General features: G+C 71.5%; 19 protein-coding genes. 10 read left to right on the forward strand and 9 right to left on the reverse strand.

The genetic code is table 11. From position 1 onward, the window contains the following. Both BKN37_RS09705 and BKN37_RS09710 read right to left on the reverse strand, forming a co-directional pair. Positions 1–669 (reverse strand): response regulator, encoded by a 669-nt coding sequence (locus BKN37_RS09705; protein WP_071024910.1) that lies wholly within the window; start codon positions 667–669, stop codon positions 1–3. After that, a complete protein-coding gene (locus BKN37_RS09710; protein ID WP_071024945.1) occupies positions 666–1,868 on the reverse strand; it encodes a sensor histidine kinase in 1,203 nt (400 codons plus the stop codon). The genes BKN37_RS09705 and BKN37_RS09710 overlap by 4 nt, the downstream gene beginning before the upstream one ends. 134 nt (positions 1,869–2,002) lie before the next feature. On the opposite strand from BKN37_RS09710, the gene BKN37_RS29125 reads away from it, so the two are divergent. The 3 genes from BKN37_RS29125 (at position 2,003) to BKN37_RS09725 (ending at position 6,084) form a co-directional block, all read left to right on the forward strand. Beyond that, positions 2,003–2,383, forward strand: a complete 381-nt coding sequence (locus BKN37_RS29125; RefSeq protein WP_071024912.1) for a hypothetical protein — start codon at positions 2,003–2,005, stop codon at positions 2,381–2,383. After that, positions 2,376–5,201, forward strand: coding sequence for an MMPL/RND family transporter (locus BKN37_RS09720; RefSeq protein ID WP_242657179.1), 2,826 nt, complete (start codon positions 2,376–2,378; stop codon positions 5,199–5,201). The genes BKN37_RS29125 and BKN37_RS09720 overlap by 8 nt, the downstream gene beginning before the upstream one ends. A 79-nt stretch (positions 5,202–5,280) precedes the next feature. Then, positions 5,281–6,084: a hypothetical protein gene (locus BKN37_RS09725; protein WP_071024916.1), complete on the forward strand. Its 804-nt coding sequence runs from the start codon at positions 5,281–5,283 to the stop codon at positions 6,082–6,084. A gap of 4 nt (positions 6,085–6,088) precedes the next feature. Here BKN37_RS09725 and disA read toward each other — a convergent pair whose 3' ends face one another. The 3 genes from disA to BKN37_RS09740 are packed head-to-tail and all read right to left on the reverse strand — an operon-like array spanning position 6,089 to position 9,273. Then, positions 6,089–7,210 (reverse strand): DNA integrity scanning diadenylate cyclase DisA, encoded by a 1,122-nt coding sequence (gene disA, locus BKN37_RS09730; RefSeq protein WP_071024918.1) that lies wholly within the window; start codon positions 7,208–7,210, stop codon positions 6,089–6,091. Beyond that, positions 7,201–8,646, reverse strand: coding sequence for a DNA repair protein RadA (gene radA, locus BKN37_RS09735; protein WP_071024920.1), 1,446 nt, complete (start codon positions 8,644–8,646; stop codon positions 7,201–7,203). The genes disA and radA overlap by 10 nt, the downstream gene beginning before the upstream one ends. A gap of 33 nt (positions 8,647–8,679) precedes the next feature. Next, positions 8,680–9,273 (reverse strand): copper chaperone PCu(A)C domain-containing protein, encoded by a 594-nt coding sequence (locus BKN37_RS09740; protein WP_095407041.1) that lies wholly within the window; start codon positions 9,271–9,273, stop codon positions 8,680–8,682. 277 nt (positions 9,274–9,550) lie between these two features. Here BKN37_RS09740 and carD point away from each other — a divergent pair, with 277 nt between their 5' ends. The 6 genes from carD (at position 9,551) to BKN37_RS09770 (ending at position 14,551) form a co-directional block, all read left to right on the forward strand. Next, entirely contained in the window at positions 9,551–10,039 is a 489-nt protein-coding gene (gene carD / locus BKN37_RS09745) for an RNA polymerase-binding transcription factor CarD (protein WP_071024923.1), read from the forward strand. 15 nt (positions 10,040–10,054) lie between these two features. Beyond that, positions 10,055–10,726, forward strand: coding sequence for a 2-C-methyl-D-erythritol 4-phosphate cytidylyltransferase (gene ispD, locus BKN37_RS09750; RefSeq protein ID WP_071024925.1), 672 nt, complete (start codon positions 10,055–10,057; stop codon positions 10,724–10,726). Next, positions 10,723–11,214: a 2-C-methyl-D-erythritol 2,4-cyclodiphosphate synthase gene (ispF, locus tag BKN37_RS09755; protein ID WP_071024928.1), complete on the forward strand. Its 492-nt coding sequence runs from the start codon at positions 10,723–10,725 to the stop codon at positions 11,212–11,214. The genes ispD and ispF overlap by 4 nt, the downstream gene beginning before the upstream one ends. A gap of 32 nt (positions 11,215–11,246) precedes the next feature. Beyond that, positions 11,247–12,656 (forward strand): cysteine--tRNA ligase, encoded by a 1,410-nt coding sequence (cysS, locus tag BKN37_RS09760; RefSeq protein WP_071024950.1) that lies wholly within the window; start codon positions 11,247–11,249, stop codon positions 12,654–12,656. After that, entirely contained in the window at positions 12,657–13,595 is a 939-nt protein-coding gene (gene rlmB, locus BKN37_RS09765) for a 23S rRNA (guanosine(2251)-2'-O)-methyltransferase RlmB (protein WP_071024930.1), read from the forward strand. It begins immediately after the preceding gene. A gap of 68 nt (positions 13,596–13,663) precedes the next feature. Continuing rightward, a complete protein-coding gene (locus BKN37_RS09770) occupies positions 13,664–14,551 on the forward strand; it encodes a glycerophosphodiester phosphodiesterase (protein ID WP_071024933.1) in 888 nt (295 codons plus the stop codon). A gap of 58 nt (positions 14,552–14,609) precedes the next feature. Here the strand turns inward: BKN37_RS09770 and BKN37_RS09775 are convergent, their stop codons facing one another. Genes BKN37_RS09775 through kstR form a run of 4 tightly spaced genes read right to left on the reverse strand, consistent with a single transcriptional unit; the run spans position 14,610 to position 18,157 of the window. After that, complete coding sequence (locus BKN37_RS09775; protein WP_071024952.1) at positions 14,610–15,854, reverse strand: SLC13 family permease; 1,245 nt, start codon at positions 15,852–15,854, stop codon at positions 14,610–14,612. Then, the gene (locus BKN37_RS09780; RefSeq protein ID WP_071024935.1) at positions 15,851–16,771 is read right to left on the reverse strand and encodes an MBL fold metallo-hydrolase; all 921 of its coding nucleotides are present in this window, start codon (positions 16,769–16,771) and stop codon (positions 15,851–15,853) included. The genes BKN37_RS09775 and BKN37_RS09780 overlap by 4 nt, the downstream gene beginning before the upstream one ends. Then, positions 16,771–17,529, reverse strand: a complete 759-nt coding sequence (locus BKN37_RS09785) for a LamB/YcsF family protein (RefSeq protein ID WP_071024937.1) — start codon at positions 17,527–17,529, stop codon at positions 16,771–16,773. Before BKN37_RS09785 ends, BKN37_RS09780 begins: the two co-directional genes overlap by 1 nt. Positions 17,530–17,551: 22 nt before the next feature. Further along, positions 17,552–18,157 (reverse strand): cholesterol catabolism transcriptional regulator KstR, encoded by a 606-nt coding sequence (gene kstR / locus BKN37_RS09790; protein WP_071024939.1) that lies wholly within the window; start codon positions 18,155–18,157, stop codon positions 17,552–17,554. 275 nt (positions 18,158–18,432) lie between these two features. Here kstR and BKN37_RS09795 point away from each other — a divergent pair. Beyond that, positions 18,433–19,618, forward strand: a 1,186-nt coding sequence (locus BKN37_RS09795) for an acyl-CoA dehydrogenase family protein (RefSeq protein ID WP_242657182.1), incomplete at its 3' end; no start/stop codon positions are given.

Here is a 19,618-nt window from a genome sequence, read left to right on the forward strand (position 1 = left end):
TCAGATCCCGGGTCGCGGCGTGACGATGCCGTGGTCGTAGGCGTAGACGATGGCCGCCGCCCGGTCGCGCAGATCGAGCTTGACGAAGATGCGCCCGATGTGGCTTTTCACCGTCACCTCCGAAATGCAGAGCTCGTCGGCGATTTCGGTGTTGGACCGGCCCTGGCCGATCAGCGTCAGCACGTCGCGCTCGCGGGCGGTCAGCTCCGCGACGGTGTCGGCGCGGCGCTCGACGGCGACCTGCCGGTAGGTGTTGAGCACCCGGGCGGTGACCGCCGGATCGAGGTAGCTGTCGCCGCCGGCGACGGCGCGCACCGCGCGGATCAGCTCCTCGGCCGAGGAGTCCTTGAGCACGAATCCCGACGCCCCGGCCCGCAGCGCCCCGGACAGCAGCTCGTCCTCGTTGAACGTGGTCAGCGCCAGCACCGGCGGCGAACCCGGCGCGGCACCAAGCCGGCGGGTGGCTTCGATCCCGTCGACTCGCTTCATCCGCAAATCCATCACCACCACGTCGGGGTGGTGCTCGGCGACCGCCGCGGGCACCTCGTCGCCGTCGGCGCATTCGGCGACGATGACGAACCCGTCCTTGCGGCGCAGGATCCGGCGCAGCCCGGACCGGACCAGGTCCTGGTCGTCGACCAGCAGCACGGAGATCTCGGGGCCACTCATGCCAGCGGACACCGCCAGGGCCGCGGGGTCGGATCGGTCAACGGGATCTCGGCCCGCACCGACCACCCTTGGGCGCACGGCCCGGCGTCGATGACGCCGCCGAGCAGCTCGACCCGTTGGCGCATCCCGGCCAGGCCGCGGCCGCCCCGGGACACCGCGGCCACCGCGACCGGCATCTCGTTGACGATCACCAGCCGCGCGCTGGGCGGTGAAACCGCCAGCTCCACCGTCGCTTTGGAGTCCGGCGCGTGCTTGGCGATATTGGCCAGCGACTCCTGGGTGATGCGGTACAGCGCCAACCCCACGGCCGCCGAGACGTGGTCACTGGATCCGTCGGCGTGCAGCACGACCCGGAGCCCGGCCTGCAGATAATCCTCGATCAAATCGCCGATGTCGGCGATGCCGGGTTCCGGCGCGGTGCCGGCCGGGCCGTCCTCCAGCAGCCCGACGGTGCGCCGGATATCGGCCATCGCCTGGCGGCCCAGCCGTTCGGCATCGGTCAGCGCGTCGACCGCGTCGTCGACGTCGCGGTCCTGCTGCAGCGCATGTCGCGCCCCGGTGACATGCAGCAGCGTGATCGACAGCGAATGCGCGATGACGTCGTGCACCTCGCGGGCGATACGCCGCCGCTCGTCGGCCGCCGCGTGCTCGGCCAAATCGGCCTGCAGCTCCTGCTGTTTGACCAGCAACCCGGCCTGGATGCGGGTCAAAACCCCCATCAGCCAACCCGTCCCGGCCATGCCCAGATACAGCGGGAGCGCGTCGAGCCGGTGGGTCGACCACGCCACCGCCAGCAGCGCCAGCGCCGATCCCAGCGCCAGCACCCCGGAAACCGGGGGAACCAGCGCCGCGAACGACCCCAGCGCCACCACCAGCAACGCCGGGGCGAGATCACCGTCGACCGGGGTCGACGTCGCGAAGAGCAGGATGATGGCCGCCGCGTACGAGCTGGCCCACGTCACGCCGGGCAGAAACTTGACCCCGGCCACAAAGAACAGCAGCAGCGGCGCCAACGCCAGCAGCGCTGCCGCCGTCGCCGCGGGCAGATCCGCCCGCGGGCGTTGCAGCGCCGAACCGATCAGCAGCAGCACCATCGCGCCGTCGACCAGCAGGATAAACGACCAGGAGTAGCCGGGTGGGATGAGCGCACCGCGGCGCCGGAACCGCTCACCCACGAAGTCGGCTGCCGCACCCAACATCGGCTCATCGTAGAAGGGATCGCCGCCGCGTACATCGTGCTTGGGGTGGACAAGCACTCCGACCGCAGTAGGACGCGCAAAACCGAACCGCGGCACGATGCCGTGCCGGCCGCCGCTTCGTAGCGTCGACTGGCATGACCTGGACGCAACTGCATGAGCGGATGGCCTTCATGGCCGACCTGATCGAGAAGGCCGCCAAAGATCCCGAGGCGGCACTGAATTTCAACGGCAGTATGCCCGACGTCGAGCGGCTGTTCGGCAGCGAGGAAGGCCTGCTGCTGTCGCTGCAGCAGCGCTGGATGACGGCGTTGACCGCCAAGCTCGATCAAGCCCACCACGCCGGGGTGCCCGCCGCGCAGGCCAGGGCGGAGCTGGCCGCCCAGCAGCCGGGGCTGCGCGCGCTGCTGGATGCGGCGATGCAGCGCTCGGTGCGGATCCGGGCGCTGCAGCACCAGGAGTCACGGATCGACGGACTCTTCGATGGCATGCCGATCTCGCTGCGGACCATTGCCTGAGCTGCTGGCCGGTGCCGCGCGGTTCACCCAGCGGTGGGCCGCCCCGCTGGTGTTGGGTTGGATCGTCGCCGCCGGCCTCGCCAATCTGGCGGTGCCGCAGCTGGAACGGGTGGTGGCGACGCACTCCCGGTCCTTCATGCCCGCCGACGCGCCCAGCTCGCGAGCGGCGCTGCGCTCCGCCGAGCTGTCGGGGGAAGCGGCCCGCAACAACCTCAACTACGTTGTGCTGGAACGCGATCAGCCGTTGCGACCGGCCGACCGGCGGTACTACCAGACGCTGGTGGCCGCGCTGCGCGCCGACACCGCCCACGTCTACTCGGTCACCGATCTGTGGACGGCACCGCTCACCGAAGCCGCCGCGCAGAGCCGCGACCACCGCGCCGTCGACGTGATGGTGCAGATGTCGGGCATGTTGGGCACCTCGGCGGCCAGCGAATCCGTCGCCGCGGTCCGACACACCCTGACCCGGCTCGACCCGCCCGCCGGCCTGCACGTCTACCTGACCGGGCCGGGCGCCACCCTGGTCGACGAGTTCGCCGCGATCGACCACCAGATGCTGGCCATCACCGCCGCGACGGTGCTGGTGATCATGGTGCTGCTGCTGGTCGTGTACCGCTCGCCGGCGGCCACCGCCATCCCGCTGATCTCGGTGGGCCTGGCGCTGGCGGTGGCCCGGCCGGTGGTCGCCGCGCTCGCCGACCACGGCGTCATCGAGGTGTCGCTGTTCACCGTCGCGCTGATCGCGGCCATGATCCTGGGCGCCGGCACCGACTACGCCATCTTCCTGATCGGCCGCTACCACGAGGGCCGCCGCCGCGGCATCGACCCCGCCGGCGCCCTGACCGCCGCCTACCGTGGTGTCGCACCGGTCATCGTCGGGTCGGCGACCACCATGGCGGTGGCGTTGGCGTGTTTGAACCTGGCCCAAATCAGCATGTTCCGCAGCACCGGAATACCCTGCGCGATCGGTGTTTTGGTGGGCATGCTGGCCGCGCTCACGTTGACCCCGGCGCTGATCGCGTTGGCCGGCCGCCGCGGCTGGCTGGAGCCCCGGCGGGCGGTCACCGCGCGTCGCTGGCGGCGCATCGGCGTGATCGTCGCCCGCTGGCCCGCACCGGTTTTCGTGGCCAGCGCCGGGCTGATCCTGGTGTTGACCGTGCCGCTGGCCGGCCTGCGGACCGGCTGGAACGAGCCGTCGGCCACCCCGGCGCGCGCCGACGCCAACCGCGGCTACGCGGCGATGGACCGGCACTTCCCGGCCAACCAGCTGTTGCCCGATGTGGTGACCGTCGAGGCCGACCACGATCTGCGCAACCCGGCCGGGTTGCTGGCCGTCGAGCGGATCACCCGGGCGGTGATGGCCATCCCGGGGGTGCGGATGGTGCAGTCCGCCAGCCGGCCGGCGGGCCGGGTGCCCGACGAGGCCACCCTGAGCCACCAGGCCGGGCTGCTGGGCACCCAACTCGGCGACGGCATCGACTCGCTCACCGCTCGGCTGGCCGGGGTGGGTGACCTCGACGCGGTGCTCAACCGGCTGTCGGCGACGATCGACCAACTCGACGGCGCGACGACCGGCGGCGTCACCGGCATGAGGGAAATCGGCTCGGCCGCCGACGATATGCGCGCCGGCATGGACGGGCTGCAAAGCAACGTCGGGGTGGTGTCGGGATACCTGGACCCGCTGCGCGGCTTCGTCGAGGCCACCCCGGACTGCGCGGCAAATCCGATCTGCGCGGTGGTGGCGCGGGTGGTGCAACCCGTCGATGCCATGGTCGCCAGCTCGGCCGCACTGACCGGTGGCGCCGCCAAACTCACCGCGGGTTCGGGCACCGCCACCGCGGCGCTGGCCGGGCTGCCGGCGACGCTGCGGTCGATGCGGGCGGTGCTGAGTCAGGCCCAGACCGCCACCCGCGAGCTGAACGGCGTGGTGGAGGCGCTGTCCCCGCAGCTGCGTGAACTCACCGACTACCTGCGCGGGGTGGCCGGCGATTTCCGGGACAGCGCGGCCGGCGGCTTCTATCTGCCGGCCCGCGCGCTCGCCGACCCCAGATACCGGGAGGTGCTGCGGGCGCTGATGTCAGCGGATGGCCGCGCCACCTACCTGATGGTGTACGGCACCGGGCAGGAGTGGGGCACCGACGGGGCGCAGCGCGCCCGGCAGATCGACGTCGCCGTCACCGAGGCGACCAAGGAAGGCACCCTGACCCCGGTGTCGGTGCAGCTCGCCGGGGTGGGGCCGTCCACCCGGGACCTGCAGACCCTGGTCCGCGGCGACATCGTGCTGCTGGTGGCGGCGACGCTGGCGCTGATCTTCGCCATCGTGGCGGCGATGCTGGGCAGCCCGGTGGCCGCGCTGGCGGTGGTGGGCACCGTCATCGTGTCCTACGCCTCGGCGCTGGGGCTGAGCGTGCTGGTCTGGCAGCACCTGCTTCACCAGCCGCTGCACTGGGCGGTGGCGCCGATGGCGTTCATCGCGTTGGTGGCCGTCGGCGCCGACTACAACCTGTTGTTGGCGCTGCGGATCCGCGAAGAGGCCAAAGCCGGGATCGGCACCGGGCTGATCCGCGCGTTCGGCGGCACCGGCGGGGTGGTGACCACCGCCGGCATCATCTTCGGGATCACCATGTTCGCCCTGGTGGGCAGCACCGTGCTGAGCATCGCGCAGGTCGGCTCGACGATCTGCGCCGGGTTGCTGCTGGACACCCTGATCGTGCGGACCCTGGTCCTGCCGTCGCTGGTGGCGTCGCTGGGCCGCTGGTTCTGGTGGCCGGGCCGGGTCACCGCGCCGCACCGGGCGCCGCAAACGGTCAGCAAATAGTCGGGCAAGGTCACAACCGGGCAACGACACGCCGACAAGGGTCGGACGGATCGGCGTGACCTGGCCTTACCGTGAGAACGTGCTGGATTTGGAACCGCATGGCCCGCTGCCACCGCAGATCTACTGGCGGCGGCGCGCCCTGGCACTGGGCATCGCGGTGGTCGTGATCGGTGCGGTGGTCGCGGTCATTATCGCCGTGGTGAGCAGCAGCGCCGGCGCCAAACCTGCCGCGGAGAAGCCGGCCAGCGGGCACACCCCGCCGGCCGCGCAACCCGAAGTCAAGACGCCGGTGGTGCCGCCGGCCGCCAACCAAGCCCCGGCCCCCACACCGACCGCGGCGGTGGAGCCGCCGCCGGTGCTCAAGGAGGGCGACGACTGCCCCGACTCGACGCTGGCGGTCAAGGGGCTGACCAACCAGCCCCGCTACACCGTCGGTGAACAGCCGAAATTCACCATGGTCGTGACCAACATCGGGCTGGTGTCCTGCAAGCGCGACGTCGGGGCGGCGGTGCTGGCGGCCTACGTGTACTCGCTGGACAACCAGCGGTTGTGGTCCAACCTAGACTGCGCGCCGTCCAACGAAACCCTGGTGAAGACGTTCGCGCCGGGGGAGCAGGTCACCACCGCGGTGACCTGGACCGGGATGGGGTCGGCGCCGCAGTGTCCGCTGCCGCGTCAACCGATCGGTCCGGGCACCTACAACCTCGTCGTGCAACTGGGCAACCTGCGCTCGGCCGCGGTGCCGTTCATCCTCGCCGAGGCGTCCCCGGCCACCGGGCTGCCGCCCCAGGACGGGGTGTCGCCCGGGCTGCCCCCGCAAGGGCCGCCGCCGGGTCCGCCGCCGATGCCCGGCCCGCCGCCGGCGGCTCCGCCCGGCAACTGAGCGATCACGCCAGCCGGTCGGCGATCGTCGACTCGGCCAGGTGCGACAACCCCTCCCGCACGTGGCGGGACCACATCGCGCCGATGCCGTCCACCGCCTGCAGATCCCCGGCGCTGGCCGCCAGCAGGCCCTGCAGGGTGCCGAACGCCCGGACCAGCAGGTCGGCGTGGGCGAACTGCAGCCGCGGGATCCCGGCCATCGCCCGGTAGCCGCGCGCGCTGACCCCCGAATCCTGCGCCTCCGCGGTCGCCGGATACCCGAACACCGTGGCCAGCGCGGTGAAATCGAGCAGCTCGCTGTCCGACAGCGCGTCCAGCTCGTCGAGGGTGGCGGCCACCTGAGCCTTGGACAGCGGCGCCGGGTTGGCGTGGTAGTCCCGCACGATCAGCTCCCGGTCGGTGTCGTTGCCGCCCAGCAGCTCATCGAGCTGCAGCCGCAACTGCCGGCCGTCGGTGCCCAACTCGACGACGTCGTTGTCGATCACCAAACCGATGCGGCGGACCAATTCCAGCCGCTGCACCACCGTCATCACGTCGCGCAGCGTGGCGAAGTCCTCGATCTCGGCCCGCGACAGCTGCCGGCTGACCTCGTCGAGCCGGGTCTTGTAGCGTTCCAGCGTCGCGATGGCCTGGTTGGCCCGGGACAGGATCGTCGCCGAGTCGGCCAGCACGTGGCGTTCCCCGCCGACGTAGACGGTCACGATGCTCATCGACTGGCTGACCGAGACCACAGGGAAGCCGGTCTGGATCGCGGCCCGCTCCGCGGAACGATGCCGGGTGCCGGACTCGTCGGTGGGGATCGACGGGTCGGGCACCAGCTGCACGTTGGCCCGCACGATGCGGCTGGCGTCGGTGGACAGCACCACCGCGCCGTCCATCTTGGCCAGCTCCCGCAGCCGGGTCGGCGCGTACCGGACGTCGAGGGAAAACCCGCCGTCGCAGATCGCCTCGACATTGTCGTCGTGGCCGAGCACCACCAGCGCCCCGGTCCGCCCGCGCAGGATGCGTTCGAAACCGTCGCGCAGCGGGGTGCCGGGCGCCAGCCGGCCGACCGCCTCCCGCAGGGTGGGGCGGGTCGCCGGCGGCGCGCCGTGGGAATTCCTTCTGCCCGTCGTCGTCACGACCATCCATTCTGCGCTGCGCCGCCCCGGTCGGGCGGCCCATCCAGACTATGCAGCCGCGGGGGTTTGCTGGTCCGATGGTCGGCGATGTCGACCAGGTGGGACAGCGCCGCGACGATGGTCGACGCCTCCAGCGTGCGCATCCCGGCGGGCACCGCTGCACCGCCGGGCGGGATCAACGCGGTGGTGAATCCGAGCCGGGCCGCCTCGCTGAGCCGGCGTTCCAGCCCGCTGACCTGCCGCAGGTCGCCGGCCAACCCGACCTCGCCGATCACCACCGCGGTGGTGGGCAGCGGCAGCTCGGCGGTCGCCGAGGCCAGCGCCATCGCCACCGCCAGATCACAGGACGGATCGGTGAGCCGCATGCCGCCGACGGTGGACAGGTAGATGTCGTTGACCGCGATCGGCAGCCGGGCGTGTTTTTCCAACACCGCGGTGACCATCGCGGCGCGGGCGTGGTCGATGCCGCTGACCGCCCGCCGCGGTGACCCGCCGGTCGGGGTGGCCAGCAACGCCTGGACCTCGCCGACCAGCGGCCGCTTGCCGTCCAGCGCCACCGTGATCGCGGTGCCGGGCACCGGGGCCGGCCGCTGCTCCAAGAACAGCCCGGAGGGGTCGGCGATCCCTTCAATCCCGTTGTCGTGCAACAGGAAGCACCCGACCTCGTCGGCGGCACCGAACCGGTTCTTCACCCCGCGCACCATCCGCAAGCTGGTGTTGCGGTCACCTTCGAAATGCAGCACCACGTCGACGAGGTGTTCCAGCGACCGCGGACCGGCGATCGCGCCGTCCTTGGTGACGTGGCCGACGAGCAGCAGCGCCACCCCGGTGGTCTTGGCGACCGCGGTCAGCGCGGTGGTCACCGCACGGACCTGGGTGACGCCGCCGGACACCCCGTCGGCTTCGGTGGTGGAGATGGTCTGCACCGAATCCACCACGACCAGCGTGGGCTGCACCGCCTCGATGTGGCCGAGCACCGCGTGCAGGTCCGATTCGGCGGCCAGGTAGATCTCGTCGTGGCTGCAGCCGGTGCGTTCGGCGCGCAGCCGGATCTGCCCGCTGGACTCCTCCCCGGAGACGTACAGCGCCCGCTGACCGGTTTCCGCCCAGCGGTGGGCGACCTCCAGCAGCAGCGTCGACTTGCCCACCCCGGGATCGCCGGCCAGCAGGGTGACCGACCCCGGCACCACACCCCCGCCGAGCACCCGGTCCAGCTCACCGACACCGGTCGGGTAGTGCCGGGTGTGGCCCGGCTGGATGGAGCTGATCGGAACCGCGGGGGAGGCCGGGATGACCGCGCGCCGGCCCGCCCCGGACGCCGCGCCCAGGACGGCCACCTCGTCGACGGTGCCCCAGGTGCCGCAGCCCGGGCAGCGACCCACCCATTTGGTGGTGACGTGCTGGCATTCCGAGCAGCGGTACTGCGAACGTGCCTTGGTCACGGGGTGACCGTATCGGGCGGGTGTGACAGCCCGTTACTCGTTACCGGACATGACCTGCTGCGGAGCCGTCCCGGCGGAGATGGGCACCGCCAGGGTGATGCTGCCGGCCACCTTGAAATCGAAGGTGACGTTGTAGGTCAGGCCGTTGCTGATCGGCTTGGTCAAGGCCACGGTCGCCGCGGCGGCGCTGGCGTCCTCGATGCTGCGAAGTTCCTGCATGGCCTTCGCCGGCGCCACATCCTGGCCGGCCGGGGTGCCGACCACCAGCATGCCGCCGGCCGGCAGCGTCTTGTTGCCGTTGACGGTCACCGTGCCGATGTCGGTGTGGATGCCGGTCAGTTCGTCGCGGGTGTCCGGGGACTGGTTGCTGACCACGAAATCCAGGTCGACGGTTTTGCCGGGTTCGACGAAGTCGCCGCTCTGGTCGGACTGGATGCGCACGTTGCGCAGCGCCACATGCTTGAGCACCCCGCCGGTGCCGTTCACCGCGGACGCCTGGTTCGCGGTCTGCGAGATCTGTCCGGTGCCGCAGCCGCTCAGCGTGCCCGCACCGAGCGCGGCGCAGAGGGCCAGCCCGACGGTGGCCGCGGACACGCGGGTACGCAGGCGGGTGTCGATGCGGTTCACTCAATGCCTCCTGCTCGGTACCGACGCTGCGGTGGATGACTATGCACTGTAGTAGGACGGTCCGGCCGGCGGTAGCGCAGGGCGGCCCAGCCCCTGCCAGCGCCGCGCAGCGCGCTCGGATCGGGCCTCGACGGAATCCTCGACGTGTGGTGTGTTGCACGGATTTAGCGCCGTGTCAACCCCTATTCTTCACCGGCGGTGCCCCTGACCTGCACCGTTGTTCAACGCGTGTTGGTGGCCCGTGTTAGCATGGAGTGGCGAAAGGGGCTCGAATCAGATGATTTTTAAGGTCGGAGACACCGTCGTCTATCCACACCACGGTGCCGCACTAATCGAGGCGATCGAAACCCGGACCATCAAAGGCGAACAAAAAGACTATCTCGTTTTGAAGGTGGCGCAGGGCGATCTCACCGTTCGAGTTCCCGCCGAGAATGCCGAGTATGTCGGCGTGCGCGACGTGGTTGGGCAGGAGGGCCTGGACAAGGTCTTCCAGGTGCTGCGCGCCCCCCACACCGAGGAGCCGACCAACTGGTCGCGCCGCTACAAGGCCAACCTGGAGAAGCTCGCCTCCGGTGATGTCAACAAGGTCGCCGAGGTCGTGCGCGACTTGTGGCGCCGCGACCAGGAGCGCGGCCTGTCGGCCGGCGAGAAGCGGATGCTGGCCAAGGCCCGGCAGATCCTGGTCGGCGAGCTGGCGTTGGCGGAGAACACCGACGACGCCAAGGCGGAGACCATTCTCGACGAGGTTCTGGCCGCCGCGTCCTGACCTCCGGAGGGTTCGGTGACGGGCACCATCGCCGTCGTTCCAGCTGCAGGCTCCGGTGAACGGTTAGCGGTCGGTGTTCCCAAGGCGTTCTTCCATCTCGACGGGCGCACCCTGGTGGAACGCGCCGTCGCCGGCCTGCTGCAGTCCGGGGTGGTGGACCGGGTGGTGGTGGCGGTACCCGCCGAACGCACCGACCAAGCCAAGCTGATCCTGGGCGGCGAGGCCACCATCGTGGCCGGCGGCGCCACCCGGGTGGACTCGGTACGCCGGGCGCTGGCCGCGGTATCCAACGCCGAGCAGCCCGATTTTGTGCTGGTGCACGACGCCGCCCGCGCGCTGACACCCCCCGATTTGATCGTCCGGGTGGTCGAGGCGCTGCGGGCCGGGCACGCCGCGGTGGTGCCCGCGTTGCCGGTGCCCGACACCATCAAAGCCGTCGACGCCAACGGGGTGGTGTTGGGCACGCCGGAGCGGGCCGGTCTGCGGGCGGTGCAGACCCCGCAGGGCTTTGCCACCGAACTGCTGCTGCGGGCCTACGAGCGCAGCGGCGACGGCGAGTTCACCGACGACGCGTCCATGGTGGAGCACGTCGGCGGCCAGGTGCAGGTGGTCGACGGCGACCCGCTGGCCTTCAAGATCACCAACCGGCTGGACCTGCTGCTGGCCCAAGCGGTGGTGGGCGAGTGACCCCGCTGCCGCGCGTCGGGCTGGGCACCGACGTGCATCCGATCGAATCCGGGCGGCCCTGTTGGCTGCTGGGGCTGCTGTTTCCCGACGCCGACGGCTGCGCCGGCCACTCCGACGGCGACGTCGCCGTGCACGCGCTCTGCGACGCCCTGCTGTCGGCCGGCGGGCTCGGCGACCTGGGGGCGGTGTTCGGCGTCGATGACCCCCGCTGGGCCGCGGTGACCGGCGCGGCGATGCTGGCCCATGTCCGCGACCTGCTGGCGGCCGCCGGTTTTACCGTCGGCAATGCCGCAGTGCAGGTGATCGGCAACCGGCCCAAGGTCGGGCCGCGGCGCGCCGAGGCCCAGGAGGTGCTGTCCGAGCTGCTGGGCGCCCCGGTGTCGGTGTCGGCGACCACCACCGACGGCCTCGGGTTGACCGGCCGCGGCGAAGGGTTGGCCGCCATCGCCACCGCGCTGGTGGTGGCTGGGCCCCCAACTTGGCGCTGACCACCCCCACCAGCCAGGTAAGCTGGCACGTCGTGACCGATCGCGCCCGCCTGCGGCTCCACGACACGGCAACCGGTGCCGTGCGTGATTTCGTCCCGTTGCGGCCCGGCCACGCCTCCATCTACCTGTGCGGCGCCACCGTGCAGGCGCTGCCGCACATCGGCCACATCCGCAGCGGGGTGGCGTTCGACATGCTGCGCCGCTGGCTGACCGCGCGCGGCTACGACGTCGCGTTCATCCGCAACGTCACCGACATCGACGACAAGATCCTCAACAAGGCCGCCGCCGCGGGTCGGCCCTGGTGGGAGTGGGCCGCCACCCACGAGCGCGCGTTCACCGCCGCCTACGACGCGCTGGGCGTGCTGCCGCCGTCTGCCGAACCCCGCGCCACCGGCCACATCACCCAGATGGTCGAGCTGATTGCGCGGCTGATCGACGCCGGCCACGCCTACACCGGCGACGGCGACGTCTACTTCGACGTGCTCAGCTACCCGGACTACGGGCAGCTGTCCGGGCACCGGGTCGACGACGTGCACCAGGGCGAGGGCGTGGCCACCGGCAAACGCGACCAACGCGACTTCACCCTGTGGAAGGCGGCCAAACCCGGCGAACCGTCCTGGCCCACCCCGTGGGGACCCGGCCGGCCCGGCTGGCACCTGGAATGCTCGGCGATGGCCCACGCCTACCTGGGGGCCGAGTTCGACATCCACTGCGGCGGCATGGATCTGGTCTTCCCGCACCACGAGAACGAGATCGCGCAGAGCCGGGCCGCCGGCGACGGGTTCGCCCGGTACTGGCTGCACAACGGCTGGGTCACCCTGGGCGGCGAGAAGATGAGCAAGTCGCTGGGCAACGTGTTGTCCATGTCGGCGGTGCTGCAGCGGGTCCGGCCCGCCGAACTGCGCTACTACCTGGGCAGCGCCCACTACCGGTCGATGCTGGAGTTCTCCGAAACCGCCCTGCAGGACGCGGTCAAAGCCTATGTGGGCATCGAGGAATTCCTGCACCGGGTGCGCAACCGGGTCGGGGCCGTCGATGCCACCTGTTGGACGCCGCGGTTCGCCGACGCGCTCGACGACGACCTGTCGGTGCCGATCGCGTTGGCCGAGGTGCACCACGCCCGCGCCGAAGGCAACCGGGCGCTCGACGCCGGCGACCACGACGCCGCGCTGGCCCACGCCGGCGCGATCCGCGCCATGATGGGCATCCTGGGCTGCGATCCGCTCGACGAACGCTGGGAATCCCGGGACGAGACGTCGGCGGCGCTGGCGGCCGTCGACGTGCTGGTGCACGCCGAGTTGCAGCGGCGCGAGGCCGCCCGCGCCGAACGGAACTGGGCGTTGGCCGACGAGATCCGGGACCGGCTCAAGCGGGCCGGCATCGAGGTCACCGACACCGGTGACGGGCCGCAATGGTCGCTAACTGACAGGGACACCAAGTAGATGGCCGGCAATTCGCAGCGCCGCGGCGCAGTACGCAAACCGGGCACCAAGAAGGGGCCGACGGTCGGCTCGGGCGGCGTGCGCCGCCGCGGGCTGGAGGGCCGCGGCGCCACCCCGCCCGCGCATAAGCGGCCGCACCACCCCGCGGCCAAGCGTGCCGCCAAGCAGCAGCAGGTCCGCAAGACGTCGCGGCGACCCACCGACGACACCGAAACCGTGCTGGGCCGCAACCCGGTGCTGGAATGCCTGCGCGCCGGGGTCCCGGCCACCGCGCTGTACGTCGCGCTGGGCGCCGAAGCCGACGAGCGGCTCACCGAATCCGTCACCCGGGCCGCCGATTCCGGTATCCCCATCCTGGAGGTGCCACGCACCGACCTGGACCGGATGACCACCAACGGGCTGCATCAGGGCATCGCCCTGCAGGTGCCGCCGTATCGATACGCGCACCCCGACGATCTGCTCGCCGCCGCGTCCGACGACATCAGACCCGCGCTGCTGGTGGCGCTGGACAACATCTCCGACCCCCGCAACCTGGGCGCGATCGTGCGGTCGGTGGCGGCGTTCGGCGGCCACGGTGTGCTGATCCCGCAGCGCCGGTCGGCGTCGGTGACCGCGGTGGCCTGGCGCACCAGCGCCGGTGCGGCGGCCCGGATTCCGGTGGGGCGGGCCACCAACCTCAACCGCACGCTCAAGGACTGGGCCGACCGGGGGCTGCAGGTGGTCGGGTTGGACGCCGACGGGGACACCGTGGTCGACGAGTTGGACGGCACCGTCCCGACCGTGGTGGTCGTCGGCTCCGAAGGCAAGGGGTTGTCGCGGCTGGTGCGAGAGCACTGCGACGCGGTGGTGTCGATCCCGATGGCCGGGGCGACCGAATCACTGAACGCCTCGGTGGCCGCCGGGGTGGTGCTGGCCGAAATCGCCCGCCAGCGCCGGTGACCCACCGCGAGCAGACGCAAACTCGCACGAAACCCGCCCGGACTGTGCGAATCTGTGTCTGCTCGGCGATGTGGGCGCTGGCCCTGGCGCCGACGGCGGCGGCGCAACCCTCGGACTTCGACCTGCAGGCGCACCGCGGCGGTCGCGGCGAGACCACCGAGTCGTCGCTGCAGGCCTTCGCTAAAGCCCTCGAAATCGGGGTCAGCACGTTGGAATTCGACATCGTCATCACCAAGGACCGGCAACCGCTGGTCTGGCACGACCCGACGATCCAGCCCGACAAGTGCGTCGACACCGGACCGCTGTTCGGCGGCGACCCGCAATACCCCTATGTGGGCAAGCGGGTGCACGACCTCACCCTGGCGCAGCTGCGCACCCTGGACTGCGACCTGCCGCTGGCGGATTTTCCCGAGGCCGAGCCGGTGCCCGGCAACACCCTGGCGACGCTGCCGGAAGTCTTCGCGCTCACCGATGCCCGGCACGCCCGGGTCCGCTACAACATCGAAACCAAGCTGGACGCCGCACATCCCGACGACTCCGCACCGCCCGAAGAGTTCGTCGAGGTGATCCTGGCCGCGGTCCGCGCCGCCGGCAAGGTGGACCGGGTCGAGGTCGAAAGCTTCGACTGGCGCACGCTGCCGATGGTGCGGCGCGCCGAGCCCAGCATCCCGTTGGTGGCGTTGTGGGATGAGACGGCGACCGGTGACCCGATCCCAGCGGCGCTGGCGGCCGGGGCCAACATCGTCGCACCCGAATACCCGCAAGTCGACGGGGTGTTTGTCGATCGGGCACACGCGTTGGGGCTCAAGGTCATTCCGTGGACCGTCAACGACCCCGATACGATGCGGGCCCAGATCGCCGCCGGCGTCGACGGCCTCATCACCGACTATCCGACCAGGCTGCGCACCGTGCTGGCCGAGCTTGGCCTGCCGCCGCCGCAACCGGCGACCCGTTGACTCTGCGCCCACCAGACACCGCACTTGGACTTTTGCGTGGTACACGCAGAGTCAAACCTTAGACGCCGAGCAGCCGCACGCTGACCCACAGCGCCAGCACCGCCGCCCCCACCGCCGCCGGGACCGTGCACAACCCCAACCGGGTGTACTCGCCGACACCGGCGTCCACGTCGTAGCGGCGCAGCACCCGACGCCACAGCAGATTCGACAGCGAACCGACGTAGGTCAGGTTGGGGCCGATGTTCACCCCGATCAGCACCGCCAGCACCGCCGCCGGCCCGTTCGCGGCGGCCAGCGGCACCAACACCAAGGTGGCGGGCAGGTTGTTGACCAGGTTGGCCAGCACGGCCGCGACCGCGGCGATCCCCAGCAGCGCCGCCAGCCCCGAACCGGTGGGCAGCACCGCCCGCATGCCGCGATCCAAACCGTTGACCATCACGGCCTGCACCACCACCCCCAGCGCCAACACGAACAGCAGGAACGGCAGGTTGGCCGCCCGCACGATGCCGATCACCGTGCTGCGCCGCCGGGTCAGGCTGCGCCCGGCCAGCACCGTCGCCCCGGCCAGCGCCGCCCACGCCGGCGCGACGCCCAGCGCCTCGGTCGCCGCAAACCCCACCAGCGTGCACGCCAGCACCACCAGCACGAAGATCGGCACCCGCGGGGGAGCGGCGGTCGCGGCGTGATCGGGCACCGCGCGCAGATCCCGGGCGAAAAACCACCGGAACACCAGGTACACGGCGCCGTTCGCGGCCAGCCACGGCAACGCCATCAGCACGGTGAATCGGGAAAACGAAAGATCCGCGGCGTGAAAGGCCAGCAGGTTGGTCAGGTTGGACACCGGCAACAGCAGCGAGGCGGTGTTGGCCAGGTGTGCGGTGGCATACGCGTGCGGCCGCACCGGCGCGCTGCGGCGTCGCACCATGGCCAGCACCACCGGGGTCAACAGCACCACGGTGGCGTCCAGGCTCAACACCGCGGTGATGCCGGCGGCGATGACGAACACCCGCCGCAGCAGGTGTTGCGGCGGACCGACGTCCGCCCGGGCCATCGCGGCGCCGGCCGCGTCGAACAGGCCCTCGTCGTCGCACAGCTTGGCCAGCACCAGCACCGCGCCCAGGAACGCCACCACCCGCACCAGCCCGGCCGCTTCGGTGGTCGCGTCGTGCAGCGAGATCGCGCCGGTCGCCACCAGGACGCCCGCGGCCGGGATCGCGGCGAACGCCTCCGGCCAGCCCCGCGGCCGGGCGACGGCGAAGCCGAGGACGACGACCAGCAGCAGCAGCGCCAGGATCAGGTTCACGCCCACGGGTCTTCGCGGCGCCACACCGTCGGCAGGTGCACCGCGACCCCGTCGGCGTCGGCCAGCTCGTCGAGCACCCGCATCGTCACATCCAGGTCGTCGCCGGCATACGGTAAGGCTCGCAACGGTTTTGACAGTGGGCGGAAGAAGTCGTCCCAGTGGGTCAACACCACGGTGGACGCGCCGACGGCCCGCACCGTCTCGGCCCAGTAGTCGACCAGGTACTGCCGCGACTGCAGGCCGAGTTGGCCGACACCGAGATAGACCACCTCGGCGCGCTGCCCGGCCAGCGCGCCCGGCACGAACCCCGCGCTGCCCTGAATCAGCAGCCGCCGCCCCGACGGCCGGTGGCACACCAGCGTCGACCAGGACTCCCCGCATTTGTAGGCCGACGCCTTCACCGGCGGGGTGACCGGCGCGGTGATCACGCCGGGAACCCGGTCGGGTGGGCAGTGCCGCGATTCGATCAGCGTCACCTGGTAGGCGCCCAGGGTGATCGGCTCACCCGGGACCGCGACCACCACCCGCTCCGCGGAAAGCCCCTGCCCGTAACCGATGTTGGCGGCCGAGGCGCCACCGACCAGGAGGGCGCCGGTCCGTTCGGCGACCACGGCCGAATCCAACGCGTGGTCGATGTGGGTGTGCACCGGGATGACCGCCGCCAACCGCTGCACCCCGGCGCGGGCCAGACAGCCGTCGATGCGCGCCGCCGACGGCGCCACCGTGCCCACCGCCACCCGGGGCAGGCTGGGCCGGGAGAAGTAGCCGTCGGTCAGCAGCGCCGAGGACCCGTCGTCGATCAGCACCGTCGTCACCCCCAGCCAGGTCACCGACAGCGGCGCACCGGCGGCGGCCGCGGGCACCCGGAACCGGTCCGCGTAGCGGGCCAGATCCGGCCGCCCGGGTTTCAGCCGCATCAGCAGAACGCCCGCAGCTCGACACCGTCGGCGCGCAACCGGTCGGCCACCGCCGCCGCGATCCGCACCGCGCCCGGTGAATCCCCGTGCACACACACCGATTCCGCGCGGACCGGTACCGTCGACCCGTCGACCGCGGTGAGCTGCCCGCCGGTCACCATGGTCGCCACCCGCTCGGCGATCACCGCCGGGTCGTGCAGCACCGCACCGGGTTCGCGGCGCGACACCAGCTGGCCGTCCGGTCGGTAGGCGCGGTCGGCGAACGCTTCGGCCACCGTGCGCAGCCCACGTTTTTCGGCCTCCTCGAAGAACACCGAACCGGCCAGCCCCAGCACCGGCAGGCCGGTGTCCATCGAGCGCACCGCGTCGGCGACAGCGGCCGCCTGCTCGCGGTGGGTCACGATGGTGTTGTACAGCGCGCCATGGGGTTTGACGTAGCCCACCGTCGAGCCGGCGGCCCGGGCCAGCGCCTGCAGCGCGCCGATCTGGTAGACGACGTCGGCGCGCAGATCCTCGGCGGTGGCGTCGATGAAGCGTCGACCGAACCCGGCCAAGTCCCGGTAGCTGACCTGCGCGCCGATCCGCACCCCGCGATCGGCGGCGGCCTGACAGACCCGCAGCAGCCCGGCCGGGTCGCCGGCGTGGAAGCCGCACGCCACGTTGGCGCTGGTGACGATGCCCAGCATGGCCTCGTCGTCGCCGAGGCGCCAGACACCGAAACCCTCCCCGAGATCGGCGTTGAGGTCCACCCAGGTCACGGTGGACAGCTTACGGCCGGTGTCAGTCCGTCGGCGGCGTCTCGTTGCCGATCAACAGCCGCACCGCCAGGTCCAGCCGCTTGCTGACGTCGGTCGCCGACGCCCGCCGGGTCAACCAGGCCAGCAGATTGGACAACCAGACATCGGAGATCACCCGGGCAATGTGGTACTGGTCCTCGGTCGGTTCGCCGTCGCTCATCGACCGGGCAAACATCGAATCAATGATCTTCTCGACGTGGTCGACCTCGCCGGCCGCCGACGCGTCGGCGAACACGTAGGCACGGGTCATCGCCTCGGTCAGCAGCGGATTGCGCTGCATGGCCCGGTTGAGCTTGCTGACCATCACGTTCAGCCGCTGATACGGGGTGCCCCCGGTCAACGTGGACCGATCGGTTTTGGCGTCGATGCGTTCGAACTCGCGGCCCAACGCCGACACCAGCAGATGCACCTTGGACGGGAAATACCGGTACAGGGTGCCGACCGCCACGTCGGCGCGGTCGGCCACCGCGCGCATCTGCACCGCTTCGTAGCCGCCCTTGGACGCGATGGCCATCGTCGCGTCCAGGATGCGCTTGCGGCGCTCCCGCTGCGCCTCCGACCCGAGCTCGGACTCGGCGAGCGCGGCCACGTTGGAGACCTCCCGTGGCTGCGCGCCCGAAGCCCGGCCTGAGTTGGTGTGCGCTGGCGAGGACATCGGCAGGAAACTCCTTCTTCGTTACGTACCCGTGGGCAACGATACGCATGGCAAGCGCGACTTTCTCGTCTCCGCAGCGCCGAGAACCCCGCGTGTCCTGCTGCGATGGCGGTCGACTTGACGGTCGATCACTGGCACTATTAGAACACGTTCTAGTGGGCACGCGTGCCCTTCTCCCGTCAAAGCGTAGGAGTCCGGAGGTTTCCAGGGTGTCAACGACCATCACGGACGAGCAGTTCGCGGCGCGCGAACTGGTGCGCGACTGGGCGGCGGGCTCCGGCGCGACCGCGGCGGTTCGCGACGTTGAGCAGGGCAAGAGCGAGGCGTGGCGGCCGGTTTTCGACGGCCTGGCGTCGTTGGGGCTGTTCGGGGTGGCCGTGGCCGAGGAGCACGGCGGTGCCGGCGGCGGCGTAGAGGATTTGTGCGCGATGGTCGACGAGGCCGCCCGCGCGCTGATCCCCGGGCCGGTGGCGACGACGGCGCTGGCCACCCTGCTGGTCACCGAGCCCGAGCTGCTGGAAGCGCTGGCCTCCGGGCAGCGCACCGCCGGGGTCGCGCTGGCCGCCGACGTGCGGCTGAAGGGGGACCGGGTATCCGGCACCGCCGAGTACCTGCTGGGTGCCGATGCCGCCGGGGTGCTGCTGCTGCCGGCCGGCGACAGCTGGGTGGTCGTCGACGCCGCCGCCGACGGCGTGCGCGTCGAGTCGGTGGACGCCACGGATTTCTCCCGCCCGCTGGCCCGGGTCACCCTGGACTCGGCGCCGGCCGCCGTCCTGCCGGTGGCCGACCAACGGGTACACGACCTGGCGGCGACGGTGGCCGCCGCCGAGGCCGCCGGCCTGGCCCGGTGGGCGCTGCACACCGCCACCGACTACGCCAAGGTGCGTGAGCAGTTCGGGAAGCCGATCGGCAGCTTCCAGGCGATCAAGCACATCTGCGCCGAGATGCTGTTGCGGGCCGAGCAGGCGTCGGTCGCCGCTGCCGACGCCGCCCGCGCCGCCGCCGAGGCCAGCGACCAGCAGCTGTCGGTCGCCGCGGCGGTCGCCGCCGCCACCGGCATCGAGGCCGCCAAAGCCAACGTCAAGGACTGCATCCAGGTGCTCGGCGGCATCGGCATCACCTGGGAGCACGACGCCCACCTGTACCTGCGCCGGGCCTACGGGATCGGGCAGTTCCTCGGCGGTCGGCAGCGCTGGCTGCGGCGGGTGGCCGCGCTGACCCAGCAGGGGGTGCGGCGCGAGCTGCGCATCGACTTGGATGCGGTCGCGCACCTGCGACCCGAAATCAGCGCCGCGGTCACCGAGGTGGCGGCGCTGCCCGTCGAGAAGCGGCAGCGCGCGCTGGCCGAGGCCGGGCTGCAGGCGCCGCCTTGGCCCCGCCCCCACGGGCGCGGGG

Source organism: Mycobacterium talmoniae (assembly GCF_001854525.1).
GTDB lineage: Bacteria > Actinomycetota > Actinomycetes > Mycobacteriales > Mycobacteriaceae > Mycobacterium > Mycobacterium talmoniae.

What these genes read in the sequence shown, in the direction of transcription:
- BKN37_RS09770 (WP_071024933.1), top strand. Translation starts at nt 13,664, where the DNA reads ATGTGGGCGCTGGCCCTGGCGCCGACGGCGGCGGCGCAACCCTCGGAC.
- BKN37_RS09710 (WP_071024945.1), bottom strand. Translation starts at nt 1,868, where the DNA reads ATGTTGGGTGCGGCAGCCGACTTCGTGGGTGAGCGGTTCCGGCGCCGC.
- disA (WP_071024918.1), bottom strand. Translation starts at nt 7,210, where the DNA reads ATGGTCGTGACGACGACGGGCAGAAGGAATTCCCACGGCGCGCCGCCG.
- BKN37_RS09705 (WP_071024910.1), bottom strand. Translation starts at nt 669, where the DNA reads ATGAGTGGCCCCGAGATCTCCGTGCTGCTGGTCGACGACCAGGACCTG.
- carD (WP_071024923.1), top strand. Translation starts at nt 9,551, where the DNA reads ATGATTTTTAAGGTCGGAGACACCGTCGTCTATCCACACCACGGTGCC.
- BKN37_RS09780 (WP_071024935.1), bottom strand. Translation starts at nt 16,771, where the DNA reads ATGCGGCTGAAACCCGGGCGGCCGGATCTGGCCCGCTACGCGGACCGG.
- rlmB (WP_071024930.1), top strand. Translation starts at nt 12,657, where the DNA reads ATGGCCGGCAATTCGCAGCGCCGCGGCGCAGTACGCAAACCGGGCACC.
- BKN37_RS29125 (WP_071024912.1), top strand. Translation starts at nt 2,003, where the DNA reads ATGACCTGGACGCAACTGCATGAGCGGATGGCCTTCATGGCCGACCTG.